This window comes from Leifsonia sp. 22587 (genome assembly GCF_052044215.1).
GTDB classification, from domain to species: domain Bacteria; phylum Actinomycetota; class Actinomycetes; order Actinomycetales; family Microbacteriaceae; genus Leifsonia; species Leifsonia shinshuensis_C.
This window is the reverse complement of the sequence record NZ_JBQENB010000003.1, coordinates 577241-592422: the sequence shown is the minus strand read 5'-3', so window position 1 is coordinate 592422 and position 15182 is coordinate 577241. Positions and strand designations below refer to the sequence as shown.

The following is a 15182-nucleotide window of genomic DNA, read 5'->3' as shown; positions in this document are numbered from 1 at the left end:
CTGTCCCATCCTCGAAAAAACGGAGATCACGCATGTCCATCCCATCAGCGGAACGGCGCACAGAGCCGAACCGCGGAGCGGAATCCTTCCGCACCTCACGGCGGCGAAGCCGGGCGCTTCGGTTCACCGCCGGTCTCGCCGGAACGGCGATCCTCGCCGCCGGCGGCGCCCTGACCGCGCTCCCCGCTCAGGCGGCCCCGACGGCCGCATCCACCCTCGTCGTGCACGCCGACCAGCCGTTCCGGCCGGTCAGCCACGTCGCGACCGGCTCGCTCTACGGGCTCGCCAACGCCACCACCCCCTCCGACAGCCTGGTGCAGGCGATCAAGCCGAACACCTTCGTGATGATGCCCATCGGCGGCCACCAGCAGGGCTCGGGCGACATCGGCAAGACGTGGCAGAAGGCGGCGAACGCCGGCGCCAAGGTCGTCGACCGCCTCTCCGACTACTACGCGGGATGGCCGTACCAGTTCAGCTGGAGCAACTGGGATCAGGTCGTGACGGACCAGATCCAGCAGGTCAAAGCGTCCGGTATGACCAACCTCGCCGCCTACGCGCCGTGGAACGAGGCCGACAACACGTGGCTCGCCTCCAACGGCACCTTCGAGGACTTCTGGACCCACACGTACCGCCTCATCCGCAGCCTGGATGCGACCACGCCGATCCAGGGACCGAGCCTGTCCGACAACATCAGCGACATGCAGAACTTCCTGAACAACGCCGTCGCGACCAACACCGTTCCCGACGTCCTCGCCTGGCACGAACTGGAGACCTCGTCCAAGATCGCCGGCGATGTCGCCAAGGTGCAGGCCATGGAGGACGCGCTCGGCATCCAGCGCCGCCCGATCGACATCGAGGAGTACGCCGCTCCCGCGGAGGTGGGCATCCCCGGCTCCCTCGTCGGCTACATCTCCAAGTTCGAGCGCCTCGGGATCCGGGACGCGGAGCTCGCCTTCTGGAACCAGTCCGGCGCCCTCGGCGACCTGCTGACCGGCCAGGGCGGCAGCCCGAACGGGGCGTACTGGCTCTACAAGTGGTACGCGGACATGAACGGCGACATGGTGACCACCACCCCGCCGGGCAACACCAACTTCGACGCGGCGGCCAGCGTCACCTCCGACAAGAAGGAGGTGGACGTGATCACCGGCGGGACCTCCGGAACGGCCGGCATCACGGTCGCCGGACTGGACAAGCTCTCTCTGGGCTCGCAGGTGAACGTCAAGCTCGAGTACACGCCGTCCTACGGCCGCACGACAGCGGTGGCGGGACCGACCACGATCTCCAGCACCAACTACGCGGTCGGCGCCGACGGCTCCATCACCGTTCCCGTCGTGATGAACCCGGCCTACGGCTACCACATCGTGGTCACCCCCGCGTCGGACAACACCACGGACCTGTCGGGCACCTACACGATCACCAACGTGAACAGCGGGCTCGCCCTCGACACGCAGGCGTCCGGCACGACCGCGGGAACCGCGGCCGTCCAGGCCACCCCCGCCGCCGGCGGCAGCAGCACCCAGACGTGGAAGTTCGTCGCTGCGGGCTCGGGCCTCTACAAGATCGTCAACCCGGCGACGGGTCTCGTCCTCGGGATCCAAGGCGGCGCGAGTGCGACGGGCACGCCCGCCGTGGTGTGGGGCGACAGCGGCACCGATGACCACCTCTGGCAGGCGGTGCCCGACGGGAAGGGCAACATCCGGCTCGCGAACTACGGCACCGGACTCGTCCTGGCCGTCGCCGGCATGAGCAAGGCGTCCGGTGCGGCTATCGTGGAATGGACGGACGGATCGTCGACCTCCGGCTGCACGGCTACCGGCGCGCGCCAGCCCGGGAAGATCGGCTCGGCCTTGTCGTTCTGCAACACGACGGCGTACGCGACCCTCCCGACCGGATCGGTGAGCGGCCTCAGCGGCGACTACACCGTGTCGGCCTGGGTGAACCCGGCCAGCAACGCCTCGTGGCAGCGCCTGTTCGACATCGGTTCCAGCAGCAATGCCAGCATGTTCCTGACGCTGAACGATGGCACCGAGCTGCGTTACGCCATCACCACGAGCGGCGCCGGGGGAGAGCAGCGCCTCAACAGCAGCACGAAGACCCTGCCCCTGAACCAGTGGTCCCTCGTGACCGTCACGGTCGCGGGGACGACGGGCACGCTATACGTGAACGGTCAGGTGGTCGCCACCAACTCCGCCATGACCATCCACCCCTCGGCGTTCGGCCAGAGCACGAAGAACTACATCGGCAAATCGCAGTACGGCGGCGACCCCGCCCTGAATGCGACCGTCGACGACTTCAACATCTACAGCCGGGCACTGAGCGCGGCGGAGATCGCCACGCTTGCCTCCGGGCAGGCGGGCAACGGCGACGTCGTCCACTACGCGTTCGATGAGACCGGCGGCGCGACGCTCGTCGACTCGTCGGGCAGTGGCCGCAACGGAACGGTCGTCCCCGGCAGCTCCTCGACGAACAACACGTCGGCCACGGATGCTGCGACCGCCGACCACTTCTGGACGCTGCACGCCGTCAGCGCGCCCACCGCCCCCAGCGGTGTCGCGGCGACGGCCACATCCTCCGCGGTGACGGTCACCTGGGCGGCGCCTGCGGACGACGGCGGGACCCCGATCACCGGCTACCGCATCTATCGGCAGGGCACGACCGACCCGGTCGCGACCGTCGGCGGCGACGCGACGTCAGCCTCCGTCACCGGGGTCTGGCCGGGTGACACCGCGACGTTCGCCGTCTCGGCGGTCAACGCGGTCGGTGAGAGCGCCGTCTCCGGCTGGAGCGCACCGGTCACGGTCCCGGACGGATCGACCACCAAGCCGGGCCAGGCCGTCCTCTCGAACGACAACGGATGGGACACCGGGCTCAAGGACGGCGACTACAACGTCGTCATGAACCTGTGGTGGGGCGAGGAGGGATCGATCTACCGGCTCTACGAGAACGGCACGCTGATCGCCACCAAGCAGCTGACCTTCGGCGGCGTCGGCGCGCAGAGCGTCAGCATCCCGGTCCAGGGCAAGACGAACGGCACCTACGTCTACACCGGCCAGCTCGTCAACGCCAACGGGACGACCGCGACCACCTCGACCACGGTCGCGGTGACGCAGGCGAACCCGGGCACCCCGGTGCTGAGCAACGACAACCGGAGCGGCGGCGGCACCTACACGGTCACTGCGAACATGTGGTGGGGCACCAACGCCACCTCCTACACGTTCTACGAGAACGGAGTGGTGGTCGGACAGGGCGCCCTCACCGCTGCGACGCCGAACGCGCAGACTGCCACCCTGGCGGTCGCGGGGAAGGACACGGGCACGTACGTGTACCGGGTCGACTTCACCAACGCGGCCGGCACGACCAGCAGCAAGACGATGACCGTCACGGTCACCAAGTAGTCACCGCGGGATGCGGGCGGAGCCCATGTGGCTCCGCCCGCGTTCTGGCCTCTCCCCCGGTCAGTGGCGCCTCCGGGTGCGCCTCACCCAAGGAGATCACGAAGCGCGTCACGGCACCCTGAACGCGTGAGCCCGACTGCGCCTGGCCCTGGCAGGGTCATCCAACCGGCGCATCAACGACGAACCGCCACTCGCACGTGACGCACCTGCCCGGATGTGCACCGCTGGCCGGTACCAGCAGGGCCACGACAGAGCACTTGACCCGCTCCTAGTGTCGTATCAGCCGGCCCGGCAGCCGGAACCGCCGCGATGGACAAAGAGGTGATCGTTCTCTCCCTGTGAGTGCGTCAGCTTGCGGCGGTCCAACAGCTGCCGACGCCGCCTCTTCACTCACGAAAGGGACTGACATGGGCGATCGTCGGGGGTCGGCGTCGGAACGCCTGCCCAGTTCGTTTCGGGTGGCTTCCGCGTGGGCGCCGATGGCCATCCCCGCGTTCCGTGTGCTCTGGTTCGCGCAGCTCGGGAGCAACATCGGCACGTGGATGCAGACCGTCGGCGCCCAGTGGTACCTCGTCGAAGTCTCCGCCGGCGCGGTCGTCATCGCTCTCGTTCAAACAGCAAGTCTCGCCCCGGCAATCGTGTTGTCACTTCCCGCTGGTGCACTCGCGGATTCGTTGGACCGCCGGAAGCTCCTCATCGCGGGTTCCATCGCAAGCGCAATCATTGCCACGGTTCTTACTGTTATCAGCGCGGCCGGCACCCTCACTCCGTGGACGGTCCTGGTCATCACCCTCCTTCTCGGTGTGACGTCCACGCTGACCTCCCCCGCATGGCAGGCGATCCAACCGGAGCTCGTCCCCCGCGAACTGATCGCTGCCTCGTCGGCGCTCGGTGGTGTCACCGTCAACGGCGCCAGAGCCATCGGTCCCGCGTTGGCAGGTGTTGTTCTCTCCGTCTTCGGTACCCCCGTGGTCTTCGGCATCAACGCTCTCAGTTTCGTCGGCGCGGCCGCGGCACTGATCTGGTGGAAACGCCCACCGCAGCAAGGCCTCGACGACCGGGAACCGTTCACCGCGGCAATCCGGGCCGGTGTGCGCTACGTGCTGTCCGCGGCGCTGATCCGCCGGATCCTTCTGCGGGCGGCGTTGTTCGCGTTACCGGGAAGCGCGATCTGGGCGCTCCTCCCTCTCACAGCGGAACGCCTGCATCTCGACTCGGCCGGGTACGGCCTCCTCCTCGGCGCGCTCGGCGTCGGCGCTGTCGCCGGCGTCTTCGCCCTCCCGCCGGCGAGGAAGCACCTCACGGACACCACCATCGTCGCGTGGAGCGCAGCCCTGTTCGCGGTGACGACATTCGCCACCGCCTACTGGCCGTTGGGGCCGGTCCTGCTGACATCCGCCGTCGGCGGCCTCGCGTGGATCGGCACGCTCACCGTCCTCAACACTGCCCTTCAGCTGACGTTGCCGCAGTGGGTCCGTTCCCGGGGCGTCTCCGTCTACATCCTCGTCTTCATGGGAACCATGGCCCTCGGTTCCTGGCTGTGGGGATTCCTCGCACAGCTCTTCGGCGCATCGGCGTCGCTGCTCGCCGCGGCGATCGTCCTCGCGCTGGTCGCGCTGAGCACCGTCATGCTTCCACTTCGCGCCGGAACGGGCACGATCGACCGGAGCGTCTCACTGACCTGGGCCGAACCGCGACTGCAGTTCACTCCGGCGCCCACCGACGGTCCGGTGCTCGTCCACGTCGCGTACCGGGTGCCGGACGCTTCCCGTGCACCTTTCCTCGCGGCAATGCGCCTGGTGGAAGGATCACGCCGCCGTACCGGCGGCTACCGCTGGGCGCTCTACCGGGGCGGGGAAGAGGAAGACCTGTACCTCGAGAGCTTCATGGTCCCGTCCTGGGCGGAGCACCGCAGGCAGGAGACGGAGCGGATGACCGGACGGGATCGCGAACAGCTCGACGCAGCGGTCGCGTACACCAGCGGCCCACCCACCGAACACCACTACTTCCGCCAGCAACAGAAAGAGAGATACCCGTGACCGAATTCGACCCGCTGCACTTCGGCATCGTCCAGCCGCGCACCTTCGAACAGCTCCGGATCGGCGAGATCTTCCGCGCCCCCAGCCGCACCCTGACCGACGCGCACGCGTCAGCGTTTCAGGCCGTGTCGGCCGACAACCACCCGGTCCACTACGACCAGGTGTGGGCGAAAGCACACGGGCACAGCGCCCCCGTCGTCCACGGGCTGCAGGTCCTCGCCTTCACGGCGCCGGGAGCAACGCTGTTCCCGCATGTGATCGGCGAGGTCTTCGTCGCCTTCACCGGGCTGTCGGCGAAGTTCCTCGGCGAGGTCCACGCTGGGGACACCCTCTACTCGCAGCTGGAGATCACGGCGCTCACCCCCGACGGGCCGAACGGTGTCGTCACCGCGGCGGTGACCGTCTGGAACCAGCGGTCGGAGATCGTCCTCTCCGGCGAGCACACCTATCTGCTCAAGCGGACCGAGGCGCCGGCAGCGTGAACAGTGCAGTCAGCGGCGACACACGGGTGCCGATCGAACCGCAGACCGTCGATGCACCACTGACGCAAGCCGCGATCTTCCTCGTGCTCACCATCCGTGACACCGACACAGCGATCGACACGGTCCGGTCGGCTCTCGCCGACGCGGGCGGGCTCATCAAGTCCGTCGCATTCCGAGGACTCGGTTCCTCGTTCAGCTGTACTGTCGGCATAGGCGCGCGGGTGTGGCCCACCCTGGTCCGGAAACCGCTGCCTGCACAACTTCACCCATTCAGAACGGTCCGCGGCGCCGTGCACACAGCACCTGCCACGGCCGGGGACCTCCTCTTCCATATCCGTTCGGACAGGAGAGACCTCTGCTTCGAATTCGAGCAACTCCTCCTCCAACAACTCGCGGGAGCTGTCGACGTCGCAGACGAAACCATCGGATTCCGCTACTTCGACATCCGCGACCTGCTCGGGTTCGTCGATGGGACGGCGAACCCGGTCGGCCGGCAACTCCCCGAAGCCACCCTGGTAGGCGACGAGGACCCCGCGTACGCCGGCGGCAGTTACGCCGTCGTCCAGAAGTACACCCACCCGCTGTCGGCTTGGAACGCCCTCTCCACCGAGCAGCAGGAGACGATCATGGGGCGCAGGAAGGCGGACAACGTCGAACTCGACGACGCCCGCTCCGGACAGAAGGCGCATAAGACGCTCGCGACGATCGTGGACGAAGACGGCGTGGAGCACGACATCCTCCGCGACAACATGCCCTTCGGAAGCGCCGCCAGCGGCGAAGTCGGCACGTATTTCATCGGCTACGCCCGCAACCTCTGGGTGATCGAGCAGATGCTGGAACGGATGTTCATCGGCGACCCGCCAGGGCTGCACGACCGGCTCCTCGACTTCTCCACCGCCCGCACCGGAACGACTTTCTTCATCCCGCCGGCGTCGTTCCTCGCCCGAATGGACGACGAACCGGCAGCGGAACCGCCCGCGCAGACTCCAAGCGCTGCCCTAGAACGGCCGACCACTGACGGGTCACTCGGCATCGGATCCCGTCGCTCTCACCCGAAGGACGCTGCATCATGAACCATCTCTTCCGCGAGCTCGCACCGATCACCTCCTCCACGTGGGAGATGTTGGACGACGAAGCACGGACGCGCTTGCTTCCCGCGCTCAACGGCCGCAAGCTCGTCGACTTCACCGGCCCGAACGGCTGGGGTCACTCTTCCACGTCGGTCGGCCGCGTCACCCAGGTCATCGACGCCCCGACCTCCGGTGTCACAGCTCGCGCGCGCGTCGTCCTCCCGCTTGCGGAGGTCCGTGTGCAGTTCACGCTTGCACGGTCAGAGCTCGACGCGGCGGACCGTGGCGCGGTGGACGTCGATCTGTCGGCCTTGGACAAAGCGGCGGCGGATCTCGCGACCACCGAGAACTCCGCCATCTTCAACGGTTGGGATGCTGCTGGGTTCACCGGCATCATCCCTGCCATTCCGACGCCGACAGTCCGCGACTCCGCAGAACCAGCCGACCTTGCACGAGCCGTCGCAGCCGCCGTAGCGCAACTGAAACGGTCGGGCATCGACGGACCGTACGGACTGGCGCTCGACACCGACAGCTGGGTCGACGTCGAAGGCGGGAGCGATGAGGGCGGTTCCCCGCTGGCGCACCACCTTCACCGGATTCTCGGCGGTCCCGCACTGTGGGTGCCGAACACACCGGGTCCGGTCGTCGTCAGCCTCCGCGGCGGTGACTTCGCTTTCGAATCCGGGCAGGACATCGCGCTCGGCTACTCGAGCCACACGAGCGACGAGGTCACGCTCTATCTGGAAGAGTCCTTCAGCTTCCGGGTCGCCACGCCCGAAGCCGCCGTGGCCCTCTTCTAGGTGTGCTCAACCGGATCGACGTTGGTTTCCCTCCCAGACCCCGATACCCTCACAGGGATGGACAGCATGGCTAGCGTGGAACAGCGTTCGGCATGAGCCCAGCCATCGTGCCCACTGCCGGCCGCCTCTACGGGCGGTTGCCGGCGAACACCGCGCGCACCACGAGATTCGTCGCGTTCGACAAGGTCAGCGCCGCCGCGGTCAGCGCTCCGAGCAACCTCGAAGAAGACGGCAGAGCCTACGAGGACCCAGGCGATGTCGTCGTCCTGGCGTTCGTGACAGCAGGGACGGTCGCCTCGACCGTCGGCCGGGAGACCATCATCAGAACGCGCGGCGACATGGCCATGAGTCATCTCACCCGCGTGGAGAAGGTCGGGATGACGCTCGACTTCCGTTCGGTGTCGTTGAGATTCGCGAGTGACCTGCTGCACGCCTCGTCCCGGGAGATCGACTGGCTGATGCAGCGCCGGTTCGGTCAATCGGAGGCGATACCGCGCCTGCTCGGGATGATGTGCCGGGAACTCCTCGCGCCGAGTTCGAAGATGGGTACCGGTACGACGACTGCGTTGACCCAATCGATCGTCAACCTCTGCGCCGGACTCTTCGACGATGCCCTCGGCAAGAATTCACCACCGGAGCGGAAGTCGCGCAATCTCGTCACCCAGGCGCTGAATTACATAGAGATCAACGCTTCCTGCCCGAGCATCGCCCCGCAGCGAGTCGCTGATGCGCTTCAGGTCTCAGTGCGCACGCTGCACAAGGCCTTCGAAGGCGAGCCCGAGTCGGTCGCTCAGTCGATCCTGGCGGCGCGACTGGCGAAAGCCGAGCGCATGCTGCAAGCAGAGACCACATCGATCGAGAACATCGCCGCGCAGTGCGGCTTCGCCTCCCCGTCGGCTTTCAGCCGGGCCTTCCGTCGCGCGTACGACGTGACTCCGCGCGACTGGCGCCGCTCGCGTGCGGAGCGGGAGTAGCTCTCACAGGGACAGGCCACGTGCTGCTCGGCCCCGCGAGCTCTTGGTACGCTCGGCAGATGTCTCGAAAGAGAGAGTTCGACGAGGAGCGGGTGCTCTCGAGCGCGCTCGACGCGTTCTGGAGCAAGGGATACACCCTCGCGTCGATGACGGACATCTCTCGACAGTCCGGTGTCGGTAACGGCAGCATCTATGGCGCGTACGTCTCGAAAGCGGGCCTCTTCCTCATCGTGCTCCAGCGCTACTGCGCGTCGCGCGTCGAAACGGTCAGGCAATCGATGGAGTCGGGGCAGACCCCCGCTGAAGCTGTCGCGCGACTGTTCGCGGCCGTGGTCGAAGACTGCGCAGCGCATTCCCCGAGCTGGGGGTGCTTGATGCTCAACAGCATGGCGGAACTCGGTCGCGAATGGCCGGAAGTGCGGGAGGTCGCCACAGCGGCCACTCTGGAGATGCAGTCGCTTGTCCGCGCACGACTCGACGAGGATGACGTCGCATCGCCGGAGGACCGGGTCGTCCTGGCATCCGAGATCGTGGTCGCCTCCCACTCCCTGATTCAGTACAGCCTGCTTGACGACGACGTCGACGCTCTCCGGCAGCTGTCCGCTTCAGTCCTCAGCCGTTTCGAGCCGCAGCTGTCGCGCTGACCCATCGCGGCACCGCGGTTCTTGACTTCCAGCGCATCGGATCTTGCTCGTGCGCGCAGTCGCTGATTCTGGAATCTGGATTTCCGGCAGAGTTGCACTGACCCGAGAGGAGAAGTGCCATGACTGATCCGACCGCTGTATTGGGCGTCTACCTACGAGCTCGCCGCGACGCGCTCTCCCCCGAAGATGCCGGCCTCCCCGTCGATGAAAAGCGCAGGGTCCGGGGCCTCCGCCGACAGGAGGTCGCGAAGCTGGCCGGGATCAGCGCCGAGTACTACCTCCGGCTCGAGCAGGGGCGTGACCGGCAGCCGTCCGGTCAGGTTCTCACCGCCCTCGCGCGGGCGTTGCAGCTGGATGAGGACGCGACGGAGTATCTGTTCCGCCTCGCAGGCCAGGCGGCGCCCGCCCTCCCCTCGCGAGCGCTTCGCGTCGGGCAGTCCTTCACCGTCGCCCAGCCGGGCGGAGACCTGACTGAGCGCGTCACCCGAGTGCTGCAGCAATGGGCTTCGAATCCGGCGTACGTCGTCGACCGCAACCAGGACATCCTCGGCGTGAACGACCTCGGTCGCGAGCTGATGCCATTCATGAACCGGCCCAGAGCAAATCTTGTCGAAGATGTCGTGCTCGGCGCGCTCCAGGCCACCGGTCCCGAACGCGATTACTGGGACCGCGCCGCGACGAACCACGTCAGGGCGCTCCGCTACTGGGCCGACCCGAACGATCCTCGCCTGCAACTTCTCGTGGCCTCCCTGTCATCGCGATCCGCGCTGTTCCGGCAGGTGTGGAACAGCCACGAGGCCAGGCCGCTCCGCAGCGGCATCGTCGCTGTCGAGGTCCAACCGTTCGGGATGCTGAACTTCCGTTGGCAGACGTTCGAGGTGCCGGGGCGCACAGAATTCCTGACCATGCTCGGCGACCCGGGTGAGCCGCCGTCCGCGGCCGCACTGGACTATCTGAGGGCGAAACTCCGCGTCGAAAAGGAGATCGCCGCGGTCGGCAAACCGATCCCCCCGCGGCTGGAATACCTCGACCACTCAGTCGGCCGATAAAGCCACTCCGGCGCCGTAGCCCCGCGAGGGCCATCCGACGTCTCCGGAAGGTCCACGCGAGCACGTCGGGGCACGTCATCCGCTTCTCGGACGCTCCTGGCAGACCGTACCGGGGCCACGACAACGGGGGTGCACGCTCCATAACGTCGGTGACGCAGGCAACCCTGAAAGGAATCGACATGACCACCCCCACCATCGTCCTGATCCACGGCGCATTCGCCGACGCGGCCAGCTTCGAGCCGGTCACCCGCAAGCTCCTCGACCGCGGGTACAAGGTCCTCGTCCCGGCCGTCCCGAACCGTAGCCTTCTGGGCGACTCCGCCTACATCCGCTCCGTCGTCGAGAAGGTCGAGGGCCCGGTGCTCCTCGTCGGCCACTCGTACGGCGGCGCGGTGATCACCGTCGCCGGCGCGGCGGACAACGTGATCGGCCTCGTCTACCTTTCCGGTTACGCCCTGGAGGAGGGCGAGAGCCTCGGTCAGCTCCAGGGCGGGTTCCCGGACTCCGAGCTGGCCGCGAACCTCGTCTACACGCCCTTCCCGATCCCGGGCGCGGAGGACGGAACCGACGTCTCGGTGAAGATCGAAGCGTTCCCCGAGGTCTTCGCCGCCGGCGTCGACCCGGCGGTCTCGGAGGTCCTCGCGGTCGCGCAGCGGCCGCTCGCTGCGCTCGCGTTCAGCGAGACCGCGCCGGTCGCGGCATGGAAGACGAAGCCCGCGTTCGGCATTGTCTCCGCCGCCGACCACACCATCAACCCGGACGTCGAGCGCTTCGGGTACAAGCGTGCGAACTTCCGTCGCGTCGTCGAGCTCGACTCGCCGCACCTGGTGATGCGCGCCCACCCCGAGGAGGTCGTGCAGTTCATCGTCGACGCCATCGAGGAGCTGGCCTGAGCTCAACGCTCAGGCACGAAGGGAACCCACCGTGGCAACCGCTAACCCCAAGAACTACACGCTTCAGCCCGAGGCGCTCGCCTTCGCCGAGGCCACGCTGAACCCGCCGTTCCTGTACCAGCTGGCACCGGATGAAGGGCGGAAGATCGTCGACGGCGTCCAGGACTCGGAGATCTTCAAGCCAGAGGTCGACGAGAAGTGGATCACCGTCACGGGTGGCCCCACCGGCTCGGTGCCGGTGCGCATCGTCAGGCCGAAGGGCGCCACCGGCACCCTCCCCGTCGTGGTCTACACCCACGGCGCCGGTTGGGTCTTCGGCGACGCGCACACCCACGACCGCCTCGTCCGCGACCTCGCGATCGGCACCGGCGCAGCCGTCGTCTTCCCGGAGTACACCCGCTCCCCAGAGGCGAAGTACCCGGTCGCGAACGAGCAGGCCTACGCGGCAGCGAAGTGGGCGGTCGAGCACGGCTCCGACGAGAACCTCGACGGCAGCAACATCGTCATCGCCGGCGACTCCGTCGGCGGCAACATGGCGATCGCGCTCACCCTGATGGCCAAGCAGCGCGGCGACGTGACGTTCAAAGCGCAGGTGCTGTTCTACCCGGTCACCGACGCGAGGTTCGACGACGGCTCCTACGACGAGTTCGCCGACGGCTACTGGCTCACTCGCGACGCGATGAAGTGGTACTGGGACCAGTACACCTCCACCCAGGAGGAGCGGGATGAGATCACCGTCTCCCCGCTGCGTGCGACCCTCGATGACGTCAAGGGTCTCCCGCCTGCGCTGGTGATCAACGCCGAATGCGACGTGCTCCGGGACGAGGGCGAGGCGTACGCGTCCAAGCTCCGCGCCGCAGGCGTCGACGTGACGGGCGTCCGTTACGAGGGCATCATCCACGACTTCGTGATGCTCAACGCCCTGCACGACACACCGCAGGCGACGGCCGCGATCGCGCAGGCAGTGTCATTCCTGAAGGACGCGCTGTCCGCGTGACCGATGGCCGGCGGCGGGGAGCTACGGCTCCCCGCCGCCGATCAATGACATGGTGTGTTGGTGTGTGCCGCGACCGCTCGGGATGATCCGACTCGTCACCCCTGACCCATGGACCCGGAACGGGTTTGCGTGGCCACAGAGGAAAGTCAGAGGGAGACGACGTCGGTGAACCGCGTCAGCACGGGCGGCTCGGCCAAGTACTGGCCGAGCCCCGAAGCGCCGGGGCCGGCCCGCCACGCGCGATAGGCGTCATCATGCTCGAGCGATTCCCAGCGCTCGACGGCTACCACGTGGGCGGGGTCCGTGACGTCCGTGACCACCTGCACGCCGAGGCAGCCGTCGAACGCGCGGGTGTCCGCGAGGATGCCGAGCAGTGCCTGCGGGCCGTCCTCGAGGTGGTCGGTCGCGAACCGCATGTCGAGCAGGGAGGTGACAGTCATGCGGGCGACGCTATCACCTGGCCGGTCCTCAGCCCCGGGTGTCGCACGCGGGTGCCGTGGCACCTTACGGGGTCGGGACAGGTGTCGATGTGGGGGCCGGAGCCGCAGGGGGCGTCGGAGCGGGCTCGGTCGACGGTGACGCACCAGGGCTCGGGGCAGTGCTCGGGGCTGGTGCCGGCTCTGCGGTCGAACCGGGCCCCGTCGCCGGCGCCGGGGTGGACGTCGGCGTGGTCAAGGGCCCTGTCGTCGGCGCCGGTGTTCCCTCCCCCGTTGTCGGCGAGCCGCCGGGCGCAGGGACAGCAGAGGGGTCCTGTTCGATGATGGCTTTGAGCTGCTGTTCGAAGTCGAGGAGTTTCGCCTGGATATCGGCGAGCGCCAGTCCTCCGAGGTTCTTCGAGAATGCCTGGACCTGCGCCCACAGCTCGGTGAGCTTCTCCAGTGTGGAGGCGTCCGGCTCGGAGCCGACCGTGAGGACCAGCTGCTCTGCCAGCGCCGCGGTCACGCAGTCCACGCAGCCGTAGTTCGCGGCCGCGGCGATGTTCTGGGGCACGACGACATCGGACTGGCCGACGATCAGAACCACTTGGAAGGCGACGGCGACGGTGGTGCAGCCGGAGCAGTGCGCGAATGCGTAGGCGGAGTTGGTGTTCAGCGCGGACTGGCCTCCCGTCACCCAGACCAGCGCGAACGCGACGTCGTACAGAGTCGAGCCGTTCGTCGTATTGACGGCGAGCGCCTGGTTGTCTCCGGGCCTGGGCGCCGGAGGTTTATTGAAGGGGAACACCCACGACGGCGAACGATCGTCGCGGGGGATCAGCACCGTGGCAAGCTGCGGGTGGTCCGCCGTGGGACGGGACACGCCTGCCGGCCAGACCGTGTTGACCGCACCGGTCGAGCCCGGCGAAAGGTGCCCGGGTTCGTACGAAGCCGGAGCGATGATGTCGGAGAGCGTGCCGCGTTCGTACGGCTGGATCGGGCGATACGTCTGGCCGCTGGGCCACCACGCGAAGGCCAGACCACCCAGCATCGCGACGACGAGCGCGGCGGCGAGCCCGCGGCGGACTGGGCGACCGCGGGTGCCGACCCACAGTGCGGTGAGCCCCGACTTGGACAGACGGGCCAGGATGTACAACGTGCCCAGGATCGGGAGAGCGGTCGCCGCGATGAGTGCGATCTGCGCAGCGCCGGCCGCCACATCGCCACGGCCGAATTCGGCGGCGAGGGCCTGAGCGCGCTCCGCGAGCGCCGTCGCAGCGGTGCCGACCACTCGGGGCAGGGTGAGGACCATCATCACCAGCGAGAACAGCAGCATCGGGATCACGACGAGGACCCACACGCACACGATCGCGCGCGCCCAGGGCTTGAGGGTGCGCGACTCCGGCCGCCCCCACCGCCACGGAAGCAGGCCGAGCAGCGTCGGCTTGATGCGCTGGAAGAGGTCCGGGACGCCGGTGAGGTCGGCGAGTACGTGATAGCCGTCGAAGCGCACGGTGGGCAGGAGCTGGTGCACCATCTGCAGCAGTTGGGTCAGGACGACCAGGAGGAGCGCATCCCACCGCGTGACCCACCAGACACCCACGATGACGACCGCGACGATGGCGTTGAAGTAGAGGCCGCCGAGGTCGGTGCGGACGCGCCCCGCCCGCCCGAGACGGTACGAATCCGTGACGTCGGTGAAGAACGCGGGCCAGAACAGGTAGAAACCCGCCCCCATCCGTCCCGGAATCGCACCTCCGTAACGTGCCGCTGCGGCGTGCCCGAATTCGTGGAACCCCGCCGACAAAATCGTCACGGCGACGATGAGCAGCAGCACCCCCGGGTCCTGGAACGCGTGATAAGTGGCGGCGGCAAGGCCGTGCACCATCAGGAGCCACCAGCAGGCGGCCACGAAGACGCACAGCACCGGGACGACGACCAGCGGGTGGAACAGCCGAGCGAAGGGCGCTGTGAGCCGACGCGTGACGTCGGGGTTCGTGATCTCCTTCCGCAGCCGGAGACCGAGAAGCGGGCTGGACCGCTTGACCTCCGGCTCGGAACCGTCCGCCCGGGCCAGGAGCCCCAAGGGACGCAAGGACGAGTCCACCAGGCTCAGCACATCCTCGGGACGGACCAGCCGACCGACCCGAGAACTCACGAGTCCGGCGATCGCGTTCACGTCCCGGTGTCCGTCGATCTCGTCGAGGACCGCGTAGAGCAACGGGGTGAGTTGAAGCGTCTGCCCGTCCGCTCGACGCACCAGCGACGGGGGCTCCCGGTAGCCCGAACCGCGCATGGAGCCGATCAGTTCCACGCCCTGGGCACGGACCGGGGTCTCGGCGGCCCGGTCGAGCGCTCCCGTCGCCGCGCGCAGTGGCTGCTCGCCCTGCGCGGGGGGCGAGTCCGGTGTGACGGTCACCGTC

Annotated in this window: 12 protein-coding genes; 10 read left to right on the top strand and 2 right to left on the bottom strand. The window is 67.9% G+C overall.

The annotated features are described in order from the left end of the window. Positions 1 to 32: 32 nt before the first annotated feature. The 10 genes from ACTJI1_RS15060 (at position 33) to ACTJI1_RS15015 (ending at position 12343) form a co-directional block, all read left to right on the top strand. On the top strand, positions 33 to 3395 hold the full coding sequence (locus ACTJI1_RS15060; protein WP_440743271.1) for a LamG-like jellyroll fold domain-containing protein: 3363 nt from the start codon (positions 33 to 35) through the stop codon (positions 3393 to 3395). A 407-nt stretch (positions 3396 to 3802) separates the two neighbouring features. Continuing rightward, positions 3803 to 5434: an MFS transporter gene (locus ACTJI1_RS15055; protein ID WP_440743270.1), complete on the top strand. Its 1632-nt coding sequence runs from the start codon at positions 3803 to 3805 to the stop codon at positions 5432 to 5434. After that, positions 5431 to 5916, top strand: coding sequence for a MaoC family dehydratase (locus ACTJI1_RS15050; protein WP_440743269.1), 486 nt, complete (start codon positions 5431 to 5433; stop codon positions 5914 to 5916). The genes ACTJI1_RS15055 and ACTJI1_RS15050 overlap by 4 nt, the downstream gene beginning before the upstream one ends. Positions 5917 to 5942: 26 nt before the next feature. Continuing rightward, positions 5943 to 6989 (top strand): Dyp-type peroxidase, encoded by a 1047-nt coding sequence (locus ACTJI1_RS15045; protein WP_440743268.1) that lies wholly within the window; start codon positions 5943 to 5945, stop codon positions 6987 to 6989. Beyond that, on the top strand, positions 6986 to 7786 hold the full coding sequence (locus tag ACTJI1_RS15040) for a family 1 encapsulin nanocompartment shell protein (protein ID WP_440743267.1): 801 nt from the start codon (positions 6986 to 6988) through the stop codon (positions 7784 to 7786). Before ACTJI1_RS15045 ends, ACTJI1_RS15040 begins: the two co-directional genes overlap by 4 nt. 92 nt (positions 7787 to 7878) lie before the next feature. Then, on the top strand, positions 7879 to 8760 hold the full coding sequence (locus ACTJI1_RS15035; RefSeq protein WP_440743266.1) for a helix-turn-helix transcriptional regulator: 882 nt from the start codon (positions 7879 to 7881) through the stop codon (positions 8758 to 8760). Positions 8761 to 8780: 20 nt separating this feature from the next. Further along, positions 8781 to 9404: a TetR/AcrR family transcriptional regulator gene (locus ACTJI1_RS15030; protein WP_440743265.1), complete on the top strand. Its 624-nt coding sequence runs from the start codon at positions 8781 to 8783 to the stop codon at positions 9402 to 9404. Positions 9405 to 9523: 119 nt separating this feature from the next. Continuing rightward, entirely contained in the window at positions 9524 to 10453 is a 930-nt protein-coding gene (locus ACTJI1_RS15025) for a helix-turn-helix domain-containing protein (protein ID WP_440743264.1), read from the top strand. 179 nt (positions 10454 to 10632) lie between these two features. Next, complete coding sequence (locus tag ACTJI1_RS15020) at positions 10633 to 11346, top strand: alpha/beta hydrolase (RefSeq protein WP_440743263.1); 714 nt, start codon at positions 10633 to 10635, stop codon at positions 11344 to 11346. A gap of 31 nt (positions 11347 to 11377) precedes the next feature. Then, positions 11378 to 12343: an alpha/beta hydrolase gene (locus tag ACTJI1_RS15015; protein ID WP_440743262.1), complete on the top strand. Its 966-nt coding sequence runs from the start codon at positions 11378 to 11380 to the stop codon at positions 12341 to 12343. Positions 12344 to 12489: 146 nt separating this feature from the next. Here ACTJI1_RS15015 and ACTJI1_RS15010 read toward each other — a convergent pair whose 3' ends face one another. Together ACTJI1_RS15010 and ACTJI1_RS15005 are read right to left on the bottom strand one after the other, a co-directional pair. Beyond that, positions 12490 to 12783: a putative quinol monooxygenase gene (locus tag ACTJI1_RS15010; protein WP_440743261.1), complete on the bottom strand. Its 294-nt coding sequence runs from the start codon at positions 12781 to 12783 to the stop codon at positions 12490 to 12492. A gap of 64 nt (positions 12784 to 12847) precedes the next feature. Continuing rightward, positions 12848 to 15178: a hypothetical protein gene (locus tag ACTJI1_RS15005; protein WP_440743260.1), complete on the bottom strand. Its 2331-nt coding sequence runs from the start codon at positions 15176 to 15178 to the stop codon at positions 12848 to 12850. Positions 15179 to 15182: the final 4 nt, after the last annotated feature.